Origin of the sequence: Pseudomonas taetrolens, assembly GCF_900475285.1 — a bacterium.
GTDB lineage: Bacteria > Pseudomonadota > Gammaproteobacteria > Pseudomonadales > Pseudomonadaceae > Aquipseudomonas > Aquipseudomonas taetrolens.
In genome coordinates this window covers 106,233-125,662 of sequence record NZ_LS483370.1, presented here as the reverse complement: position 1 = coordinate 125,662, position 19,430 = coordinate 106,233, and the positions used below count along the sequence as shown (strand labels likewise).

Here is a 19,430-nt window from a genome sequence, read left to right as displayed (position 1 = left end):
CACAGGTTACAAAAACTCGGCCTCAAGGTCTGCTAACGCTTTTGCCGCTTCTACCAGTTGCAGCTCGTTGAACACCTGCACCCCGGCTTGCGTCAGGAGCGCCGCAGTCACGCCCTGGCCTTCAACTTTGTTCCCCGTAAAACTGCCGTCATAGGTCTGTACATTGCCACACGAAGGGCTGTTGGCCTTGAGGATGGCGATGCGAATGCGGTGCTGTTCAACCAGTCGCAGGGCTTGGCGTGCGCCGGATACAAACGCCTGCGTGACGTCTTCACCATCTATGGTCATCACCCGGGCGCTTGCGCTGAGTACCGCCTCACCTTGACCACCGGGGATCTCCGCCGGTGCACGAGGGGTCGGCAAGCCGCCTGCGACTTCCGGACACAAGGCGACCACACGGCCTTCGGCCTGCCATTGCGCCAGCTGTGCATGCGGGCCATTGGCGCCACCGTCGTAACGCACGGGATGGCCCAGCAGGCAGCGGCTGATCAATAGTTTTTGGCTCATATGAACACATCGTTGGCACGCCGGCGAAACCAGCCGGTCAAGGATAGACGGTCGCGGGTGGCTGGCATCACCTCGTGCGGGATCTCTCCCGACAGGAACACCACCAGGCATCCCCCGGCGGGCAGTACGTCATAGTCGATCCCGCCCTCGAGGTACATACGCAAGTGACCTCCGTGCTCGGGTAGCCAAGCCTGATTAAGGTACACCACGGCAGAGACCATGCGCCGGTCATCATCACGGAAACGGTCCAGGTGCTTGAGGTAAAACGCATCTGGCGGATAGAGCGCGAAGTGGCTTTCAAAGTCCTCCAGGCCCAAAAAAAGCCTGCGATTCATGGCGATTCGCAGGCTTTCCATTAAGCCCAGGTAATTGTCACAGGCTAAGGTTTCTCCAGGCTCCAGCCATTGAATATGGTCACCGCGGATACCCTCCCTGACCTCTTGGGCTAGGCCCCGCCCAACCGCCGCCGGAACCAGTTCGCCTTCACCAGCACGTTTATGGCACTCAGCCGCCAATTCGAGGGTCAAAGCCTCGGGCAGAAAGATATTTTGCTGTGACCACCCTTGTGCATACAGGTCGTCAACGATACGCAACAATAGCGGGTGATCAGAAGGTATTTGCATGGCGCGCATAATATCGGGACGCCTGAGAATCCGACAGCGCCGTCGAGCTGCCTGCGAAAAAAAATCACACGCCGATTTAAGCTCATTGAGAGAGACGAATTCTCGACAAGTCCTAGGCCACACCCGGACAATAGCGCCCTGCTGACAGGAGTCCTCCATGCGCCGCTTGTTTTTACTGTTAATGCTGTTTTGCACCTTACCCGCATGGGCAGATAACCTCGATGATCTGTTCAAGATTGCCGGCTGGCCGGAACAACGTGCGCATTTCAATGATGCCCTCAATGCCGCTCAAGAGCGTTATCGCGATAACTTGCCGCCTGCGGTGTATCAAGCCCTGGTCAATAACAGCAGCCAGCGCTTTGCGCCCGAAGCCATGGATCGGCGCGCCAAGCAGCAAATGCGCAAAAATCTGCCTGACCCTGTGCCCGCGCTGACGTTTTTCCAGTCCCCGCTAGGCCACAAGATCGTGGCTGCAGAACTGCTGGCTACCCGGCGCGATCAGTTGGCCAAACACGCGAAAGGCTTACCGCGCATCGAAGGCAGCGCGACGCGCCAGTTGCTGATCAACCATTTATCCAATGCACTGCCAGCCCGGGAAGCCGGCGCAGAAGTCAGCCTGGCGATTGCCGGTGTAGCGGCCGACAGCTTGAGTTCCATGATCCCCGGCTTGCTGGGCGGCGGCCAGGCTCAAGGCATGCTGAATGGCCAGCGCCAGCGTTTGATGGAGCAAATCGCCGGCGAACTGGATAACACCCTGCTCTACGTGTATCGCGACCTGTCTGATCCGGAACTTGAAGAATTCGTCACGTTTGCCGAATCGCCTGAAGGTAAAACCTATTACCAGGCCGCATTGGCCGCCATTCGCGCCGGGCTGGCCGTAGGCCAGAGCACCTCAAGCCTAATCCAATGAGGCCTGGTGGCACTCACCCGCCAACATGGACAGTCGATCAAAAAAACGTGTCCAAAAAAGCGAAATAACGATCGCGTATCTCTGCGGTTTCATTCGCCAGGTGGTGCCGGGCCTTGGGCAATAACAGCACCCGGGGTTGATTGAACTTGGCGCTCAGCACGTTCAGGTTGTGCCGCCAGTCAACTGTTTCGTCGGCCTGCCCTTGAATCACCAAGGGCCGGCGTGCACTGGGAAGCGCGGCCTCGATAAGCGGAATCCAGCGCGCCAGTGCACCGACCCACGCGGTCGGCAGACGCCGCGGCTGTAGCGGATCCGCTTGCAGGAACGGTAAAAACGCCGGGTCGTTTGAATTCTCGCTGAAACGCCGGTCAATGCCTTTGACGAAAGCTCGCAGCAGGTAATAGCTGAACTTTGACCAGTGCCAATCTTTGGGCCTGACCAATGGCGCCAGCAAAATGGCCTGCCCCTGAGCCGGGCTTTGGTCACCGTGGCGCAGCAGATGATCCAGAACAATCGCCCCACCGGTGCTCTGCCCGCACAGGTGCCAGGGTTGCGGCAGGGCCAACGATTGCGCCTCATGAAACAAACCGTGCAGCACGGCCTGATATTGCGCGAAATCACCGATGCTGGCCCGCTCGCCACTCGACAGGCCATGACCGGGCAAATCGCAGGCGATGACGACAAATCCCCGGTTCAGCCCCCATTCAATGACATGTTTATACAGCCCCATGTGATCGTAAAAACCGTGGACCACGAACAGCGTCGCCACCGGTGGAACATCGGGCCACCATACCTGACAGACCACGTCATAGCCCGCAGCACTAAAGCGCCCCAGAAGCCGGCGAACCGGCGTTTCCCGCCGGGGAAAATCCACACCATAAAAACGCTGGTACGCCAGAGCCTCGCTCGATAACGGTTGACCCGCGGCCAAAGGGTGCAAGCTGGCGCGCAAGGAGTCGGGAGCAAACGGGGCGGGCATAAGGGTTTCCAAACAAGACACAAGGGTGCAATACAGGCTTTATAGACCGACGATATTCATCTGTCAGGCCAAGCATGGCAAGCTACCCGACCTACGAGGACCTCTTTGCATGCCTGTGCCCACCGCCAAAAACCTGATTGCCTGCCTGATAACGCTGGTCTGTGCGGCGGGATTGTGGGTGGCTTACGACTGGTTTCAAGGCCGCTACATTCGCGTCTTCAGCGACCAAACAGCGTTGTTTGCCGGCGACATCCTGCGCCTGCCCGCCGAGCTGTCCGGGCCGGGGCCGATTCGCGTGGTGCATTTCTGGGATCCGGCCTGCCCGTGCAATGTCGGCAATCAGCAACACCTCGCGGACCTGCTGGCTCAGTATGTACCGCAAGGCGTCGAGTTTTACGCCGTGCAAAAACCGGGCACTCAAGGCCAGCTACCGGCCACCCTGGGCGCAATCAAGCCCTTGGCCAGCCTGCCCGGCTCCGAACACCTGAGCGCCAGCCCGGCCGTGGCGATCTGGGACCGCAGCGGCCAACTGGCCTATTTCGGCCCCTATAGCGAAGGCGCTACGTGCAATGCCAGCAACAGCTTCATCGACCCCGTCTTGCGCGCGCTAGCCACGAACCGCCCGGTAAAAGCCACCCATACCATGGCCGTGGGCTGTTATTGCCCGTGGCAGGCCGATGCCGCCCCTCATTGATTGCGCCAGGAAGCCGGTGCCCGGAACAAGGAGTCCACTCATGAAACGCAGCCTGATTGTGATGGCGCTGATCGTCACTGCTGTCGCCGGGGGGGCTCTCTGGTATGTGCAGGGCAAGCTGCCCGTGCGCCAGGGGCAAGTCGCGTTGAATACCCTGCAAGCCCCGGTCACGGTGCGTTATGACGAGCGTGGCGTGCCGCATATCCAGGCAGGTAATCAGCTCGATATGTACCGTGCCCTCGGTTACGTACACGCGCAGGACCGGCTGTTCCAAATGGAGATCATGCGCCGGCTTGCCAGAGGTGAACTGGCCGAGGTGCTGGGACCCAAGCTGGTCGATACCGACAAGTTGTTTCGCAGCTTGCGCATTCGCGAACGGGCCACACGCTATGTAACCGAGCTGGATCACCAGTCGCCCGCCTGGCTGGCACTGCAGGCCTATCTGGACGGAATCAATCAATACCAGGCGACCCGTGCCAACCCCATAGAATTCGACCTGCTGGGCATAACGCCCCGACCGTTTGCTGCCGAAGACACCCTGAGTATTGCCGGCTACATGGCCTATAGCTTTGCAGCGGCGTTTCGGACTGAACCGCTGCTGACCTTTGTCCGTGATGAATTGGGCAGCGATTACCTGAAAGTCTTCGACCTCGACTGGCAGCCTCAGGGTGCCCTGGCCCCGGCCCTCGCCGCCAGCGACTGGAAAACCCTGGGTGCGCTGGCCCGGCTGAGCGATCAAGCCTTGAGCCAGGCCGGTTTGCCACAGTTTGAAGGCAGCAACGCCTGGGCGGTTTCAGGCCAGCGGACGCAAAGTGGCAAACCCTTGCTCGCGGGCGATCCGCATATTCGCTTTTCCGCGCCGTCGGTCTGGTACGAGGCGCAGCTCTCGGCACCGGGTTTTGAGCTGTATGGCTACCATCAGGCCCTGGTGCCCTTTGCTTTTCTGGGCAACAACCGCGATTTCGGCTGGAGCCTGACCATGTTCCAGAACGACGATCTGGACCTGATTGCCGAGAGGACCAACCCCGACAACCCGAATCAGGTGTGGTACCACGGTCAGTGGGTTGATATGAGCAGTAGCGAGCAGCACATCGCAGTCAAGGGTGAAGCGCCGGTGACCTTCACCCTGCGCCAGTCGCCCCATGGGCCGATAATCAATGACGTGCTGGGCGTAACAGCGGGCAACATGCCTATTGCGATGTGGTGGGGGTTTCTCGAAAGCAGGAACCCGATCCTTGAAGGCTTCTACCAACTCAATCGCGCCGACAGCCTGAGCAAGGCCCGTATGGCCGCCAGTCATATTCAAGCTCCGGGGCTGAACCTGGTATGGGCCAGCGCCACGGGTGATATCGGTTGGTGGGCGGCGGCGCAGTTGCCGAAACGTCCGGCTGGCGTTAATCCATCCTTCATTCTGGATGGCAGCACAGCCCAGGCAGACAAAGACGGCTTTTACCCGTTCAGTGCCAACCCGCAAGAAGAAAACCCGGCCCGCGGCTACATTGTGTCGGCCAACTTCCAGCCGGTCTCACCCGCCAACATTGAGATCCCCGGTTACTACAACCTCGCGGATCGCGGCCAGCAATTGGACCGTCAGCTCAGTGATGCCAGCGTCAAATGGACTCTGGAAAACAGTCAGGCGCTGCAACTGGGCACCACCACAGACTATGGGCAACGCGTGCTCAAACCGCTCTTGCCAGTGCTGCGAGAGGTGGTCAGCGACCCGATCGAACGCAAGTGGGTGGAGCATCTGGCACAATGGAAAGGCGATTATCCGCTGGACTCAACCGCCGCCACGCTATTCAACCAGTTGTTGTTCAACCTGACCGATGCTGCGATGCATGATGAGCTGGGCGAAGTCTTTTTTGACCCGTTGCTGAGCACCCGCGTCATCGACGCTGCCTTGCCGCGCCTCGCCGCCAGTCCTGATTCCCCGTGGTGGAACAACCGCAATACAGCGCAAACAGAAACTCGTGCTGATACGGTGAAGATCGCCTGGAGCGCCAGCATCGCTCACCTCAAGGCCACCTTGGGCGATGACTTCAGCCAATGGCATTGGGGCCGCGCCCACACCCTGACGCACGACCACCCGCTGGGGCGGCAAAAGCCGCTGGATCGGCTTTTCAACGTTGGCCCATTCGCGGCACCCGGCAGCCACGAGGTGCCGAACAATCTCTCGGCCAAACTCGGCCCGGCACCGTGGGCAGTCACCTATGGTCCCTCGGCGCGACGTCTGATCGACTTCGCCGACCCGTCCCATAGCCTGACCATCAACCCCGTCGGTCAAAGCGGCGTGCCTTTCGACAAACACTACAGCGACCAGGCCCAATCCTACGTTCAGGGCGACTACGACACGCCGCACATGGATGAGGCCGAGATCCAGCTCAATACGCGCAGCACTTTACGGTTGGTGCCGGCGCTGTAACGGCTGCTGAAACACGGCGGGGTCACGCCAGCGCGTAATTCAGCACGATCCCCACAAAGATCGCCAGCCCGGCCCAGTGGTTGTGCAGGAAGGCTCTGAAGCAGCGCTGCGGATCGCGGTCGCGGGTGTACCAGAACTCCCACACGAAGCAGGCGGCGGCCGCCAGCAGGCCGAGGTGGAACCAGCCACCCAGCTCAAACTGTGCTCCGGCCAGCAGCAGACAACCCAAGGCCAGGCCTTGCAGGCTGAGAATGATGATGCGGTCGGCATCACCGAACAGAATGGCGGTGGATTTGACTCCGATTTTCAGGTCGTCGTCGCGGTCGGTCATGGCGTAGTACGTGTCGTAGCCCACGGTCCAAAGCAGGTTGGCGATGTACAGCAACCACGCTGCCGCTGGCAGGCTGCCGGTCTCGGCCGTGAAGGCCATGGGCATGCCCCATGAGAATGCGGCGCCCAGTACCACTTGCGGGTAGTAGGTATAGCGCTTCATGAACGGGTAACTCGCCGCCAGCGCCAGACCGCCGAACGACAGGGCAATGGTTGGGGCGTTGGTGCACAGCACCAGCAGGAAACTGATCCCCATCAGCAGTGCAAAAAACACCAGGGCCTCTTTGCTGCTGATTTTTCCACTGACCAGCGGGCGCTGGACCGTGCGCTTGACATGTCCATCGACTTTGCGATCGGCAAAGTCATTGATCACACAGCCACCGGCACGGGTCAGGATGACGCCAAAGACAAAGATCAGCAGGTTGCTCAGCGAAGGCACGCCCTTTGCCGCAACCCACAGGGCCCACAGCGTCGGCCACAGCAGCAGATAAATGCCAATGGGCTTGTCCATGCGGGTCAGCTGAATAAAGTCCCAGGCACGTGGGTTCAGACGATTGAGTGATTTGAGCAAGCGCACGTACATCAGTTGTTCTCCGACCGGGCACTCAGGGCAGCCCACAGATTGGGTAAAAACACCTCGGCGACCAATACACTCAAGGCCCCGCGCTCAAAGCGCGAGCGGCGGCCCCACAACGCATCGGCCTGGTCGGCGGCAGGCAACCATTGACGCGGGTAATGACACACCTGCAGGGCACCGCGCTTGAAGGCCTGATCACAAAACAGCAGCTCGCCCAGCGAGCGGGTGCCAAGGGCATCCATGTTCAGCCCGCCCGCTTCCAGCGCACTTCTCGACGCCACGCTACGCGCAAACACCCACGGCTGCTGATGCCCGCGCAAATGCACTTCGCGCACCCAGCCCTCACTGCCTTCGGAGAGGTCCAGAGCCTCGCATTCATCCTCACGTAAGGTCTGCCAGCCCTCGAAGAGCGGCAGAACACTGAAGGCACCTTCTGAAAGCGCAGTAAGACGACGGGTCAAGGAGCCTTGATCGAACAACCAGTCGAGGGTCTGTTCGTCAGGCGGCGCAGAAAGTTGGCTCTGTTCAAGCCACTCGGGGGAGATCAGCGGAGACGTTATGTGCGGCACGGTGGGTCATAATTGGCAGCCATTGAGGTCGGCGAGCTTATCATGCTGGCTCTTAAATGAGCGCCCTGGCGCCTTTGGCGGTAAACGTACTTGCATCTGCTGGTACTCATCAGTACAAAACGCCCTGAATTTAACGAGCAACGCGGCTGTTCCCAATAAGTCTGTGACCTCGTCCAAGCCTGAACGAAAGGAAGTACCCCCATGAAGAAGTGGCAATGCATCGTATGTGGTCTGATTTATAACGAAGCAGACGGCTGGCCGGATGACGGCATCGCCCCCGGTACGCTCTGGCAGGACGTGCCTGAAGACTGGCTGTGCCCGGATTGCGGCGTGGGCAAAATGGATTTCGAAATGATCGAAATCAACTGATCGACCCTCTTTTGACCTGATTCACTCTGGAGATTGGAATGAACGCACCTGTCGTGATCGTTGGTACCGGGCTGGCCGGCTATAACCTGGCCCGCGAGTTTCGCAAGCTGGACAGCGAAACCCCGCTGCTGTTGATCACGGCTGATGACGGGCGTTCGTACTCCAAACCCATGCTGTCCACCGGCTTTGGCAAGAACAAGGACGCTGACGGCCTGAGCATGGCAATGCCGGGGGCCATGGCCGAGCAACTCAACGCGCAAGTGCGTACGCACACGCGCATCAGCGGGATCGACCCGGGGCACAAGCAATTGTGGATCGGCGAAGAAACCGTCCCGTATCGCGATCTTGTTCTGGCCTGGGGCGCACAAACGGTGCAGGTTCCGGTAGAAGGCGATGCACAGGACGCCATCTTTCCGATCAACGACCTGGAAGATTACGCCCGCTTCCGGGCAGCGGCCGCCGGTAAACGCCGTGTGCTGATCCTGGGTGCCGGCCTGATCGGCTGCGAATTTGCCAATGACTTGATCGCCGGTGGGTATGAGGTCGATCTAGTCGCCCCGTGCGAGCAAGTGATGCCCACCCTGTTGCACCCCGCCGCCGCTGCGGCGGTTCAGGCCGGCCTCGAAACCCTGGGTGCGCGCTTGCACCTGGGCCCGGTGTTGACCCGACTGCAACGCACAGGCGATGGACTCCAGGCCCATGTGTCCGATGGCAGCATCATTGCCTGTGACGTAGTGGTATCGGCCATCGGTTTACGTCCCCGGATCGACTTGGCAGCGGCCGCCGGCATCCAGGTCAATCGCGGCATTGAGGTGGATCGCCAACTCAGAACCTCCCACGCCAACATTTACGCACTGGGCGACTGTGCCGAAGTCGAGGGCTTGAACCTGCTGTACGTGATGCCATTGATGAGCTGCGCCCGTGCGTTGGCACAAACGCTGGCGGGCAACCCGACGACCGTCAGCTACGGCCCGATGCCCATTACCGTTAAAACCCCGGTATGCCCGCTGGTGGTGTCACCCGTGCCGCGTGGTCATGAAGGCGTGTGGACTGTGGAGGGGCAAGGGGCGGACATTAAAGCCCTGTGCCGCACCACTGATGGCAAATTGCTTGGTTATGCCCTGACTGGCGAGGCTGTTCGCGAAAAACTGGCACTCAACAAAGAGCTGCCTGCACTTTTGGCGTAAATACTGCTCTTTTTGTCGCATACACCCTTGCCTTGCCTCAACAAAGCCCTCCCAGAGGCTGGCGCCGGCCTTGGCCGCGTGCCATTCTCACACCGGTCTGCCGCAGTTTAGAGCCTGCGGCGCCTTGGGCGCTGCTCCGCAGAGAGCAGCACGGACATAACAACAAAAAACCGTCTAAAGAGGCTTCATCATGCGTAAACCAGATCTCGCCGCCGCTATTGCTGAAAAGGCCGACCTCACCAAAGAACAAGCCAGTCGCGTACTCAATGCAGTGCTTGAAGAAATCACCCAGGCTCTGCACCGTAAAGACAGCGTTACGCTGGTCGGCTTCGGTACCTTTATTCAGCGTCATCGCGGCGCCCGTACCGGCCAGAATCCGCAAACCGGTCAGCCGGTAACGATCAAAGCCAGCAACACTGTGGCCTTCAAACCGGGCAAGTTCCTCAAAGACAGCGTCAACCCATAAGACCGTGAACGGGCGTTGCTCGCGATGGCCCTGAAGAATGGGCAAGCCGGCCTGGCTGGCGGCCCATTCTTGATCAAGACCCGGCCGATCATGCGGCCATAAGTGGCAAAACACACCCCATCTGCGCCTATATCAGTAGATATATGGCGTTCCTCGCTCAAATCGTTACACTGCGCCGGCCATTTATTATTCCTTCGAGGCCGCGTACATGAAATTTCGCTTTTTGCTCTGGATTCTGGGCTTTCTGATGGGCAGAGCCAGCCGTAAAAACCCTGCCTTTCAGCAACAACTGGCTGACAAGGATCTGGTATTCCAGCTGCAAACCCTCGATGGCAAAGTCGCCCGTCACTTCAAGGTCAAGAACCTGCGTATCACCAGCCACTCGGGCGTCTATCCGGAACCGGCCTTTGCCATCGCGTTCAAGGATGCCGCTTATGGCTTCGAAACGCTGCAAGCCAAAAACAAGCAACTGGCGTTCATGACCGGGATTCAGGACAAATCGATTCAGATCAAAGGCAACCCGGCCCAGGTGATCTGGTTCCAGGGACTGACCAAATACCTCAAGCCGCGGAAAAAAACCCAGGCGTGATGATCAGACCATGGGCTGCGGGCTTTTAAAAAAGGGGATTCACGCCTGATTGAACTGCGCCGTCAGCTCGCGCAGCAGCACCTCGGCCTCCAGCACTTTGCTGACCGCATCCTCTGCCTTTTCCCGCGTCAGGCCCAGGCGCTCAAACAAGGCGTCAGGCAGCGGCGTACACGGGCCATGCCCAATCCCTCGGTTGCGCAGCAGGCTCACCGCAATGCACACCAGATTCGGGTAATCCGCATGGCTGGCGGTGTAGCCCGGGTCGTGCTGAAAACGCAAGCTGGCGGCCAACTCCTCAGGCATTCCCCAATAGCGCATCAACCAGGCGCCCATTTGTTCGCGGCAGATGCCCAGCAAGTGCTGTTCGATGATGAAGTGGGGGACGTGCGGATTGGCTTCAAGATGGCGACAAATCAGTGAGAAGTGTGGCGGGAACACATACGCCAGAACCAAATAGCCAAAGTTGTGCAGCAGGCCAGCCAAATAGGCCAGGCCAGTTTCCGGGCGGCGCTGCGGTGCAATGGCCCGGGTGATCCCTTCGATGACCGCTGCCGTATAAATCGACTGCTGCCAATAGGGCGTACTGGACTGCGGGTTATCCTGGGGCAAGTGCAGGGTTTTACCCAACGACAGGCTCAACGCGAGGTTGATCACCAGGTCGACCCCCAACACACGCACAATCGCATCTTCAACCGAGCGAATTTTGGTCGGTGCGGCGTAGTAAGAGGAGGACGCCCAGCTGACAACTTGCGCCGCGAGTGCCGCGTCGGTTTCAACAACGCTTGCGATTTCATCCACGCAGACATGCGGATCGACCCGCAGGCGCATGATTTTGCGCACACTCTCGGCCAGCGGCGGTAACTCGATGGTGGCTTCCAGACGTTGCTGGATACGACGCGCCGTAAAGGCTTTCACCGCTTGGGTGATGGCCTCTGCGTCATGATCCGGACAATCGAGATTGAACGGCAAGGTGCTTACGGGCTCAGCAAAATGCCCGGCGCGGGCATCACCGAGCAGCCGTCTGAAATCTTCTTGAGCCATTTCCAGCAGCAGACCTGGCTCGCCTGAGCTGATCAAGAGCAAAGGTTGCAACAGCAAGTGCTCTTCATACAGGCAAGGCGAGCCAATCAATACCGGCACACCCGGCAGTTGCTTCAGATCGTGCTTGCCGAGTACGTCCTCAAGGCGATCGCGGCTCACCGCGGTCATATGACGCCCGGTCACACTGGCCAGGCAGGTGAGATCAAGCAAGTGGCTCTGCCCGAAGAGCACCATCAGGGTACCGCTGGCGTCATCGAGCAACACGGCCTGAACCTTGCTGGCAGGATTCAGCCCCGGAAGGTCGGTGACCTCCCTGCACGGTATTGCCCACTCAGCGAGCAACGTCCGGACAGCAGACGGCGTGTTCACAACGAGAGGAGCACTGACAACTTCAAGCGTGGCCTGCATTCGATTCCTGCAACTCCAATTGATAACTCCTGACTTGATCGGCCGCGTTTCCATTTACTGAATGATCTTTTACACCTGTCCGTATTGCTGACCATGGCGCAGCCAGCGATCCAGCAATGGACTGACATGGGACGGCCAGCGCTCAATCAATGCCAGTGCAGCGTCGCGCACGGCCGGCAGCAGATCAGCATCGCGCATCAGGTCAGCCACTTTGAATTGCAAAAGACCGGTCTGCCGGGTCCCCAGCATTTCGCCGGGACCACGCAGTTCAAGGTCTTTTTCGGCGATCACAAATCCGTCGTTGGTTTCGCGCATGATACCCAGACGCTGACGTCCGATTTGTGACAATGGTGGGTGATACAGCAACACGCAATGACTGACGGCGCTGCCACGGCCCACACGCCCGCGCAGCTGATGCAACTGCGACAGGCCCAGGCGTTCGGGGTTTTCGATGATCATCAAGCTGGCATTGGGCACATCGACACCCACCTCGATCACTGTTGTCGCTACGAGCAACTGCAGCTCACCGGCCTTGAATTGCGCCATGACCGCCGCCTTTTCCGCGGCCTTCATGCGGCCATGAATCAACCCGACACGCAGTTCGCCCAAGGCGCTGGAGAGGTCTTCAAACGTGGTTTGCGCGGCCTGGCAGGTCATCTCTTCGGATTCTTCGATCAGGGTGCATACCCAATAGGCCTGCCGCCCCTCGGCACAGGCCGCACGCACCCGCTCAATCACTTCGATACGCCGTGTATCGACCACCAGCACAGTGTTGACCGGTGTCCGGCCCGGCGGAAGTTCGTCGAGAATCGAGGTGTCGAGATCGGCATAAGCGCTCATGGCGAGCGTGCGCGGGATGGGGGTCGCGGTCATGATCAGTTGATGCGGGCACATCGCGCCACCCACCCCCTTGTTACGCAGGGCCAGGCGCTGCTGTACACCGAAACGGTGCTGTTCGTCGATGATGACCAATGCCAGACTCTTGAACTGGACATGCTCCTGGAACAGCGCATGGGTGCCGACGACCATGGGGGTGCCGTTGGCAATCTGCTCCATCGCAGCCAGACGCGCTTTGCCTTTAAGCTTGCCCGCCAGCCACGCCACCTCAAGCCCCAAGGGCTCAAGCCAGCGCTGGAAGTTGATGAAATGCTGCTCGGCAAGGATTTCAGTGGGCGCCATCAGCGCCACCTGATAGCCCGCTTCGAGCGCCTGCAAGGCTGCCAGCGCCGCCACAACGGTCTTGCCCGCACCCACATCGCCCTGGATCAAACGCAGCATGGGCTCCGGTTGACTGAGGTCATAGGCCACTTCGTTGCCGACTCGCACTTGCGCGCCTGTGGGCGGGAAACCCAGATTGGCCAGAAACTGTGCCGGCAGCTTTTGGGCTTTGGGCAAGGCAGGCGCCCGCAGCGAACGCAGGCTCTCGCGCAAGCGCTGCTGCGAAAGCTGGTGAGTCAGCAGCTCTTCAAAGGCCAGGCGGTGTTGTGCCCAATGATGGCCCAGGGCGAGCTCCTCAACATCGGCATCGGCTGGCGGCTGATGCAGATAACGGATGGCTTCATCCAGCGGGGCCAACTGATAGTCGTTGGCAAGCTCCGGCGGCAGCCAGTCCGGCAGGCTGCGCGGGCCAAGCATGGCCAGACTCTGCTGGCTGAGTTGGCGCAGGCGCTGCTGCGTAAGGCCCTCGGTGGTCGGATAAATCGGCGTCAGCGTGGTGTCCACGGGCGGCGGTTCATCGCCGGTAATGGCGCGATATTCGGGGTGGTAGATCTCCAGCCCCGACGCACCGGGACGCGCCTCGCCATAGCAGCGCACTTCGGTGCCACGCTTGAGGCTTTCTTTTTGTGCATTGCTGAAATGATAGAAACGCAGGCTCAGGCCGCCGGTGCCATCATTGATGCGCACCAGCAAGCTGCGGCGCTTGCCCATCACCACATCGGCCCCTATAACCCGACCTTCGACCACGGCATCCTGGCCCGGGCGCAAAGCACCAATCGGAACCACACGGGTTCGATCCTGATAGCGCAAGGGCAAATGAAACAGGACGTCCTGAACGTTTTCCAACCCCACTTTGGCCAATTTTTCGGCCATGGCCTCGCCCACGCCTTTGAGCGCGGTGACCGACACATTCGACAACTCGGTCATCGGCAGGCTTACTTCTCGGCCGGCGGCTTGGCCACCGAGCACAAACGGATCGAATCCGCGAGAATTTCAATGGCTTTAGGTCGTGGAAAGCTGGCGCGCCAGGCAATCGCAACCGTGCGGAAGGGGACTGGCGGGGTCAACGGACGCACGGCCAGAATGCCGGGCGAGTAATGATGGCTGTCGACTGCCGACAGCGGCAGGATCGAGATCCCCAAACCAGACGCAACCATGTGGCGAATGGTTTCCAGCGAACTGGACTCGACCGTGGTGTGCTTGGCCCCATCGCTGCCTTTGGCCAGCGTCGGGCAGGCTTCAAGCACCTGATCGCGGAAGCAGTGACCTTCGCCCAGCAACAGCAGGCTTTTGTCATTGAGCAAACTGGCGTCGATGGTGGTTTTTTTCGTCCACGGATGCTCGCTTGGCATCAGTACGTAGAACGGTTCGTCGTAGAGCGGCAGGGTCAGCACGTCCGCTTCCTGGAATGGCAACGCGATGATGATTGCATCCAGTTCGCCGTTACGCAGCTTGTCACGCAGCACGTGAGTGAAGTTTTCTTCGATGTACAACGGCATTTGCGGGGCAACCCGATGCAGTTGTGGAATCAGGTGCGGAAATAGATACGGACCCACAGTGTAGATCGCGCCGACCTTGAGTGGCGCCGTCAACTGATTCTTGCCGGCCTGGGCCAGTTCGCGGATACCTTGGGCTTGTTCCAGTACCTTTTGGGCCTGGGCAACGATGCCTTCACCCACAGGTGTTACTCGCACGGCGCTTTTGCTGCGCTCGAAAATCAGCACACCGAGCTCGTCCTCCAGCTTTTTGACACCGACCGACAGCGTCGGCTGGCTGACATGGCAACGTTCAGCCGCATGGCCGAAGTGTTGTTCTTGGGCAAGAGTAACGATGTAGCGTAATTCTGTGAGAGTCATAGCGGACGTCCATGAGGTTGCGGGCCAAAGCATAGCGGCTGCAATCGATAGACGCACGTTATCAGACATTGCCCACGGAGCTACAGTCGCCAATCAATGTCCGTCAGGAAAAATATCTATGGGCAAGAGCGACAGGAGAGCGAGGCACAGGCCTGGAGGGGAGGGAGCCCTGGCGGGTCAACCCGACCATACGGTGAATATTCACCGTATGGTCGGGCTGGCTCGTGAGGGTTTATCGCCGACGTTTATCGATGGAGTAAACGAAGGGAGCGACAATTTCGATGCTGCCATTGGTCAGCATATCTGCCGGAGGCTTGGGCAATGGCTGTGCCCGGCGAATCATTTCCAGAGTAGCCCGGTCCAGATCAGCGTTGCCAGAGCGTCCAACCAGCTCGTAGGACAGCACCTTACCTTCGGCATCAACGACGAAGCGCAGTCGGTTCAAACCTTCCTTGCCGCGCGACTGAGCAGCCGCAGGATACTTCTTGTACTTGCCCAGGTGGCTCAGCAATGCGCCTTCCCAACTGGCTTTGGCAGCCAATTGCTGGGCCGATGGACCTGGAGCCGGAGCCGCTGACTTGACGCTTGGCGTTTTGGTCGGCGTGGCATCGCTTGGCTTCTCTTCTGAAGGCTTTTCCTTGACCGGTTCCGGTTTTTTCTCAGGCTTGGGCGGTTGAGGCTTTTGCTTGGGCTTGACCGGTTTAGGTACAGAAATCTTCGGTTTAGGCGCTTCGGCCAGCTTGGGTATCGGCAACTCTTCCACAGGCGTCGGCGGTTGTGGCGGGGTCACCACTTTCGGCGGAGCAGGCGGCGGAGGTGCCGGCAGCGGTGCCAGATCGATCATCATCGCCTGAGGCGGAAGTTCGATCGCACGAGGGGTGGACCATTGCAGGGCAAGAATCACTGCCACTGCATGGATACCCAACACCGCGGCCAAGCTGACTCCGTAACGCGTCATCTTTGAGCGCGTCATGGTCATTTCTTGGCTGCCGTCTCAAGTCCGACCAGACCCACCTTCAGGTAACCGGCAGCGCGCAATGCATCCATCACGCTCATCAAGTCACCGTAATCCACGCCTTTGTCGGCCTGGAAGAAGATCGTCGTGTCTTTGTTGTTTTTAGTCCTGGCATCCAGGGTCGGGCCCAGTGCTTCAACACTGACCGGCTCTTCACCCAAGAACAGGCGCTGATCAGCCTTGACGCTGAGGAATACCGGTTTCTCGGGCCGCGGAGCAGGTTTGGCGGTCGAAGCAGGCAGGTCAACCTTGATATCCACGGTCGCCAACGGTGCTGCCACCATGAAGATGATCAGCAGCACCAGCATCACGTCAATAAAAGGGGTGACGTTGATTTCATGGTTCTCGGCGAGATCGTCATCGCCTTCTTTTAAATGCAGGCCCATGGCCGATTACCCCACTTTCACCATGTGCGGTTGCGAGCTGCGCTCGGGCGGCAGGTGATCAAGATCACGGCTTACCAGCAGCAGTACTTCAGCCGATGCATCAGCGACCTGGGCCTTGTAACCGGTGATAGAGCGGGCGAATACGTTGTAAATCACAACAGCAGGGATCGCGGCGACCAGACCCAATGCCGTGGCCAGCAGGGCTTCGGCGATGCCGGGAGCGACCACAGCCAGGTTGGTGGTTTGCGTTTTGGCGATACCGATGAAGCTGTTCATGATGCCCCATACGGTACCGAACAGACCGACGAACGGTGCTGTAGAGCCGATGGTGGCAAGCACGCCAGTGCCGCTGCTCATGTTGCGGCCACAGGCAGCCACAAGACGCTCCAGACGGAAGCTGACACGCTCCTTGATGCCTTCTTTTTCGCGGCTATTGGCCGACAGACGCATTTCTTCAAGCGCATCCTGAACCAGCAAGTAGGCGAGCGTGCCTTTTTTGGCTGCCGTCTCGCTGGCTTCCTTAAGGGTGCCGGCTTTTTTCAGGTTGCTGATTTCAACACGCAGACGACGCTTGGCGCCCAGGACTTCAAAGCCTTTGGCAATCCAGATGGTCCAGGTGATGATCGAAGCGATCGCCAGACCAATCATCACAAGTTTCACGATGATGTCGGCGTTTTGGTACATGCCCCAAGGCGAGAGGTCATGGGCCATGCCCAGGCTGTTGGCTTCTTCGGCAATGATTTGCGGTTCTTCGCCTGCCGGGGCTACAGCTTCTTCAGACGAGGTAGGATCAATCGCGACAGGCGCCGGTGATGCAGGGGCTGCAGCCACAGTGGCCGGCTGAGCGGCCGGTGTCGCAGGCTCGTCGGCAAAGGACGCGGCAGGTGCCAGCAGCAGGCTGAACATCAGCGCGGCAACCCCACGCCAGACGCGTTTTGGGCTAAAAAGCTGGGTTGGCGAAGCGGTGGGATGATTGCATGTCATGCTAGCCGGACCTGAAGATAGTAAAAGGGTTTTGCCCTACAGCGCGGTGTAAGACCCAAAGCAAACGATGCGTTATTATTGCAAGTAATTCTTGTTAACAAAAGCAATAGCATCTGTTTTTTTCAAATGTCACGACCTTGGTAGCACCTATTTATGCTGCTTTGTAACTTTTGATTAGGAATTTCGAGATGCCAAGAACCTCCGTTCTGATCGTCGGATGCGGCGATGTAGGAAGCCGCCTGGCCACTCAGTTACTCGACAATGACTGGTTGGTGTATGGCCTGCGCCGTTCTGTCGATCGTCTGCCCGATGGCGTTATCGGAGTCGCCGGGGATCTGTTCGATGCGTCATGCCCGGCGCAATGGCCAAAAGGCCAGATCGACTATCTGGTGTACAGCACTGCGGCTACCACTCACGACGAAGCCGGGTATCAAGCGGCTTATGTCGAAGGGCTCAAGCACACCCTTGGCTGGCTGAAGAAAAATGGCCAGCGCCCAAAACGCCTGCTGTTTGTATCAAGCAGCGGCGTTTATGGCCAAAAAGATGGGGAATGGATCGATGAAACATCCCCGGCTGAAGCCACGAGCTACTCGGGGCGAATCATGCGACAGGCCGAGCAAGTGGCGCTGGACAGCGGCATCCCGGCCAGTGTGGTGCGTCTGACCGGAATCTACGGGCCAGGACGTGAGTGGATGCTGAGCCAGGTTCGTGAAGGCTATCGTGTCGCCGTTGATCCCCCGCTGTATGGCAATCGGATCCATGCCGATGACGCCGGCGGTCTTCTGGCCTTCCTGTTGAACGCCGCCCGACACGGCAAAACCCTGGATGATTGCTATATCGGCGTCGATGACGCCCCCGCCCCCTTGGCGCAGGTCGTGGACTGGTTACGTGAGCAACTGGGCGTGACGGAATGGGCAGCCGAGGCCAGCGTCAGACGGGCGGGCAGCAAGCGTTGCAGCAACGCCCGCGCCAGGGCGTTGGGCTGGGAACCGCGCTACCCGAGCTATCGCGAGGGATATGGGAAAATTCTGGCAACGAAGGCATAACGGCTTCATATCACCGCTGCCGCAGACGGCGGCAGCGGCTACCGCTCTGCATCAGGGCTGCTTTTTCAGCACCCACTCCCGCTTGCCCGGGTAAAACTGTGGCATTTCGTCGGGCTGGGCAGCGTCAAGCGCCTGGAAAATTTCCAGCTGCGGGCCGTTGCGCACAAAAATATGCGCAGCACCTGTATCGCCCTGCTGCAACCAAAGGCTGTCGTACTCACCACTCATCGATGCACAGTCGCCTGCCAAACACAGGGCGTAAATACTGCTGCCTGGCAGTCCCTTGATCTGACCATCAGGCAAGAAAGTCACTTCGCCGCCTTGCCCCTGACCACTGACAATATGCCACTGGCCACCCAAATAAGCTGACTTGAGCGCCGCTTCAAAACTGGAGCCAAGCGGAGCATCGCTTGTCACGCTGACAGGCGAGCGAACGAACGATTGCTGGGGGTCGGACTCGGCAGCGGCTTGTATCAGCTGGTCGCCGGCAAGGCTCAAGACCGTGGCCGAGCTGCCGTAGAAGCTGACCTGCCAAACGCCCTTGTTTTCAGGCATCAACTTGCCTTCGACTCGCTCAAAACCATTGGTGTAGTTGGCTTGAGCCCTTTTGGCGTCGATATCCCATTCCAGGTTCGGGCCATTGGCCAGCAGGGCCTCACGCAGGTTCCCGCCTTTGGCAGCTGCGTCGATTGCGGCCTGGTTGATCCAGACACCACTGATATCGCGGTGGGCGGGTTCGCTGGCACAGCCACCCAAAACAAGAGTGAGCAGTGACATGACTAGCGCTTTGCGCATAGCGGAATCCTTTTAGAACGGGGGACAAGCGAGGGGGTTGGCGCAGCATGAAGATGCTGCGCCGAGGGCATTACTCAATTACCAGAATGGCGTCCATCTCGACCTGCGAACCCTTTGGCAGGGCAGCAACGCCAATGGCGGCGCGAGCCGGGTAAGGCTGTTCGAAGTACTTGCCCATGATCTCGTTGACCTTGGCGAAGTGGCTCAGGTCAGTCAGGAAGATGTTCAGCTTGACGATGTCCTTGAACGAACCGCCCGCAGCTTCAGCAACCGACTTCAGGTTTTCAAACACCTGGACAGTCTGGGCTTCAAACCCTTCAACCAGCTCCATGGTTTTTGGGTCAAGCGGGATCTGGCCGGACATGTAGACAGTATTGCCAGCCTTGATCGCCTGGGAATAAGTGCCGATAGCGGCAGGTGCCTTGTCGCTGGTGATAACGGTCTTGGTCATGAATGACT

Annotated in this window: 21 protein-coding genes; 8 read left to right on the top strand and 13 right to left on the bottom strand. The window is 59.2% G+C overall.

Annotated elements, in window-relative coordinates; all coding sequences use genetic code 11:
- Positions 1–6: 6 nt before the first annotated feature.
- A complete protein-coding gene (locus tag DQN55_RS00620; RefSeq protein WP_048381324.1) occupies positions 7–507 on the bottom strand; it encodes a 2-thiouracil desulfurase family protein in 501 nt (166 codons plus the stop codon).
- Positions 504–1,139 carry a 2OG-Fe(II) oxygenase gene (locus DQN55_RS00615; RefSeq protein ID WP_048381326.1) on the bottom strand — a complete coding sequence of 212 codons (636 nt, stop codon included), beginning with the start codon at positions 1,137–1,139 and terminating at the stop codon, positions 504–506. Before DQN55_RS00615 ends, DQN55_RS00620 begins: the two co-directional genes overlap by 4 nt.
- 148 nt (positions 1,140–1,287) lie before the next feature.
- Here DQN55_RS00615 and DQN55_RS00610 point away from each other — a divergent pair, with 148 nt between their 5' ends.
- Positions 1,288–2,040 carry a DUF2059 domain-containing protein gene (locus DQN55_RS00610; RefSeq protein ID WP_048381329.1) on the top strand — a complete coding sequence of 251 codons (753 nt, stop codon included), beginning with the start codon at positions 1,288–1,290 and terminating at the stop codon, positions 2,038–2,040.
- Between the two features lie 37 nt (positions 2,041–2,077).
- On the opposite strand, the gene DQN55_RS00605 is transcribed toward DQN55_RS00610, so the two are convergent.
- Positions 2,078–3,019 carry a phospholipase BipL gene (locus tag DQN55_RS00605; RefSeq protein WP_048381331.1) on the bottom strand — a complete coding sequence of 314 codons (942 nt, stop codon included), beginning with the start codon at positions 3,017–3,019 and terminating at the stop codon, positions 2,078–2,080.
- 109 nt (positions 3,020–3,128) lie between these two features.
- On the opposite strand from DQN55_RS00605, the gene DQN55_RS00600 reads away from it, so the two are divergent.
- Complete coding sequence (locus tag DQN55_RS00600) at positions 3,129–3,713, top strand: DUF6436 domain-containing protein (RefSeq protein WP_048381333.1); 585 nt, start codon at positions 3,129–3,131, stop codon at positions 3,711–3,713.
- A 40-nt stretch (positions 3,714–3,753) separates the two neighbouring features.
- Complete coding sequence (locus DQN55_RS00595; RefSeq protein WP_048381335.1) at positions 3,754–6,135, top strand: penicillin acylase family protein; 2,382 nt, start codon at positions 3,754–3,756, stop codon at positions 6,133–6,135.
- 22 nt (positions 6,136–6,157) lie between these two features.
- On the opposite strand, the gene ubiA is transcribed toward DQN55_RS00595, so the two are convergent.
- Both ubiA and DQN55_RS00585 read right to left on the bottom strand, forming a co-directional pair.
- Positions 6,158–7,048, bottom strand: coding sequence for a 4-hydroxybenzoate octaprenyltransferase (gene ubiA, locus DQN55_RS00590; RefSeq protein ID WP_048381337.1), 891 nt, complete (start codon positions 7,046–7,048; stop codon positions 6,158–6,160).
- The gene (locus DQN55_RS00585; protein ID WP_048381340.1) at positions 7,048–7,611 is read right to left on the bottom strand and encodes a chorismate--pyruvate lyase family protein; all 564 of its coding nucleotides are present in this window, start codon (positions 7,609–7,611) and stop codon (positions 7,048–7,050) included. Before DQN55_RS00585 ends, ubiA begins: the two co-directional genes overlap by 1 nt.
- A gap of 201 nt (positions 7,612–7,812) precedes the next feature.
- On the opposite strand from DQN55_RS00585, the gene DQN55_RS00580 reads away from it, so the two are divergent.
- The 4 genes from DQN55_RS00580 to DQN55_RS00565 all read left to right on the top strand — a co-directional run bounded on the left by DQN55_RS00580 (position 7,813) and on the right by DQN55_RS00565 (position 10,222).
- Complete coding sequence (locus DQN55_RS00580; protein WP_003437744.1) at positions 7,813–7,980, top strand: rubredoxin; 168 nt, start codon at positions 7,813–7,815, stop codon at positions 7,978–7,980.
- 38 nt (positions 7,981–8,018) lie between these two features.
- On the top strand, positions 8,019–9,167 hold the full coding sequence (locus DQN55_RS00575; protein WP_048381343.1) for an NAD(P)/FAD-dependent oxidoreductase: 1,149 nt from the start codon (positions 8,019–8,021) through the stop codon (positions 9,165–9,167).
- Positions 9,168–9,357: 190 nt separating this feature from the next.
- Positions 9,358–9,633 (top strand): HU family DNA-binding protein, encoded by a 276-nt coding sequence (locus tag DQN55_RS00570; RefSeq protein WP_048381345.1) that lies wholly within the window; start codon positions 9,358–9,360, stop codon positions 9,631–9,633.
- A gap of 208 nt (positions 9,634–9,841) precedes the next feature.
- Entirely contained in the window at positions 9,842–10,222 is a 381-nt protein-coding gene (locus DQN55_RS00565) for a hypothetical protein (RefSeq protein ID WP_048381348.1), read from the top strand.
- A 39-nt stretch (positions 10,223–10,261) separates the two neighbouring features.
- Here the strand turns inward: DQN55_RS00565 and DQN55_RS00560 are convergent, their stop codons facing one another.
- The 6 genes from DQN55_RS00560 to exbB all read right to left on the bottom strand — a co-directional run bounded on the left by DQN55_RS00560 (position 10,262) and on the right by exbB (position 17,130).
- Positions 10,262–11,671: an HDOD domain-containing protein gene (locus DQN55_RS00560; RefSeq protein ID WP_048381350.1), complete on the bottom strand. Its 1,410-nt coding sequence runs from the start codon at positions 11,669–11,671 to the stop codon at positions 10,262–10,264.
- A gap of 69 nt (positions 11,672–11,740) precedes the next feature.
- On the bottom strand, positions 11,741–13,816 hold the full coding sequence (gene recG / locus DQN55_RS00555) for an ATP-dependent DNA helicase RecG (RefSeq protein WP_048381712.1): 2,076 nt from the start codon (positions 13,814–13,816) through the stop codon (positions 11,741–11,743).
- An 8-nt stretch (positions 13,817–13,824) separates the two neighbouring features.
- A complete protein-coding gene (locus DQN55_RS00550; protein WP_048381352.1) occupies positions 13,825–14,745 on the bottom strand; it encodes a hydrogen peroxide-inducible genes activator in 921 nt (306 codons plus the stop codon).
- 232 nt (positions 14,746–14,977) lie between these two features.
- On the bottom strand, positions 14,978–15,724 hold the full coding sequence (locus DQN55_RS00545; RefSeq protein ID WP_048381353.1) for an energy transducer TonB family protein: 747 nt from the start codon (positions 15,722–15,724) through the stop codon (positions 14,978–14,980).
- Positions 15,721–16,146: a TonB system transport protein ExbD gene (gene exbD, locus DQN55_RS00540; protein WP_048381354.1), complete on the bottom strand. Its 426-nt coding sequence runs from the start codon at positions 16,144–16,146 to the stop codon at positions 15,721–15,723. The genes DQN55_RS00545 and exbD overlap by 4 nt, the downstream gene beginning before the upstream one ends.
- Before the next feature lie 6 nt (positions 16,147–16,152).
- Complete coding sequence (exbB, locus tag DQN55_RS00535) at positions 16,153–17,130, bottom strand: tonB-system energizer ExbB (RefSeq protein ID WP_048381356.1); 978 nt, start codon at positions 17,128–17,130, stop codon at positions 16,153–16,155.
- A 188-nt stretch (positions 17,131–17,318) separates the two neighbouring features.
- Between exbB and DQN55_RS00530 the strand changes: the two genes are divergently transcribed.
- Entirely contained in the window at positions 17,319–18,176 is an 858-nt protein-coding gene (locus DQN55_RS00530; protein WP_048381358.1) for an SDR family oxidoreductase, read from the top strand.
- A gap of 51 nt (positions 18,177–18,227) precedes the next feature.
- Here DQN55_RS00530 and DQN55_RS00525 read toward each other — a convergent pair whose 3' ends face one another.
- Positions 18,228–18,971 (bottom strand): putative periplasmic lipoprotein, encoded by a 744-nt coding sequence (locus tag DQN55_RS00525; RefSeq protein WP_048381360.1) that lies wholly within the window; start codon positions 18,969–18,971, stop codon positions 18,228–18,230.
- 70 nt (positions 18,972–19,041) lie between these two features.
- Positions 19,042–19,422, bottom strand: coding sequence for a RidA family protein (locus DQN55_RS00520; protein WP_025130815.1), 381 nt, complete (start codon positions 19,420–19,422; stop codon positions 19,042–19,044).
- Between the last annotated feature and the right edge of the window lie 8 nt (positions 19,423–19,430).

Bases quoted from the DNA above. Each gene is read 5' to 3' on its own strand.
- DQN55_RS00620 (WP_048381324.1), bottom strand. From the start codon at position 507: ATGAGCCAAAAACTATTGATCAGCCGCTGCCTGCTGGGCCATCCCGTG.
- DQN55_RS00615 (WP_048381326.1), bottom strand. From the start codon at position 1,139: ATGCGCGCCATGCAAATACCTTCTGATCACCCGCTATTGTTGCGTATC.
- DQN55_RS00610 (WP_048381329.1), top strand. From the start codon at position 1,288: ATGCGCCGCTTGTTTTTACTGTTAATGCTGTTTTGCACCTTACCCGCA.
- DQN55_RS00605 (WP_048381331.1), bottom strand. From the start codon at position 3,019: ATGCCCGCCCCGTTTGCTCCCGACTCCTTGCGCGCCAGCTTGCACCCT.
- DQN55_RS00600 (WP_048381333.1), top strand. From the start codon at position 3,129: ATGCCTGTGCCCACCGCCAAAAACCTGATTGCCTGCCTGATAACGCTG.
- DQN55_RS00595 (WP_048381335.1), top strand. From the start codon at position 3,754: ATGAAACGCAGCCTGATTGTGATGGCGCTGATCGTCACTGCTGTCGCC.
- ubiA (WP_048381337.1), bottom strand. From the start codon at position 7,048: ATGTACGTGCGCTTGCTCAAATCACTCAATCGTCTGAACCCACGTGCC.
- DQN55_RS00580 (WP_003437744.1), top strand. From the start codon at position 7,813: ATGAAGAAGTGGCAATGCATCGTATGTGGTCTGATTTATAACGAAGCA.
- DQN55_RS00575 (WP_048381343.1), top strand. From the start codon at position 8,019: ATGAACGCACCTGTCGTGATCGTTGGTACCGGGCTGGCCGGCTATAAC.
- DQN55_RS00570 (WP_048381345.1), top strand. From the start codon at position 9,358: ATGCGTAAACCAGATCTCGCCGCCGCTATTGCTGAAAAGGCCGACCTC.
- DQN55_RS00565 (WP_048381348.1), top strand. From the start codon at position 9,842: ATGAAATTTCGCTTTTTGCTCTGGATTCTGGGCTTTCTGATGGGCAGA.
- DQN55_RS00560 (WP_048381350.1), bottom strand. From the start codon at position 11,671: ATGCAGGCCACGCTTGAAGTTGTCAGTGCTCCTCTCGTTGTGAACACG.
- recG (WP_048381712.1), bottom strand. From the start codon at position 13,816: ATGACCGAGTTGTCGAATGTGTCGGTCACCGCGCTCAAAGGCGTGGGC.
- DQN55_RS00550 (WP_048381352.1), bottom strand. From the start codon at position 14,745: ATGACTCTCACAGAATTACGCTACATCGTTACTCTTGCCCAAGAACAA.
- DQN55_RS00545 (WP_048381353.1), bottom strand. From the start codon at position 15,724: ATGACCATGACGCGCTCAAAGATGACGCGTTACGGAGTCAGCTTGGCC.
- exbD (WP_048381354.1), bottom strand. From the start codon at position 16,146: ATGGGCCTGCATTTAAAAGAAGGCGATGACGATCTCGCCGAGAACCAT.
- exbB (WP_048381356.1), bottom strand. From the start codon at position 17,130: ATGACATGCAATCATCCCACCGCTTCGCCAACCCAGCTTTTTAGCCCA.
- DQN55_RS00530 (WP_048381358.1), top strand. From the start codon at position 17,319: ATGCCAAGAACCTCCGTTCTGATCGTCGGATGCGGCGATGTAGGAAGC.
- DQN55_RS00525 (WP_048381360.1), bottom strand. From the start codon at position 18,971: ATGCGCAAAGCGCTAGTCATGTCACTGCTCACTCTTGTTTTGGGTGGC.
- DQN55_RS00520 (WP_025130815.1), bottom strand. From the start codon at position 19,422: ATGACCAAGACCGTTATCACCAGCGACAAGGCACCTGCCGCTATCGGC.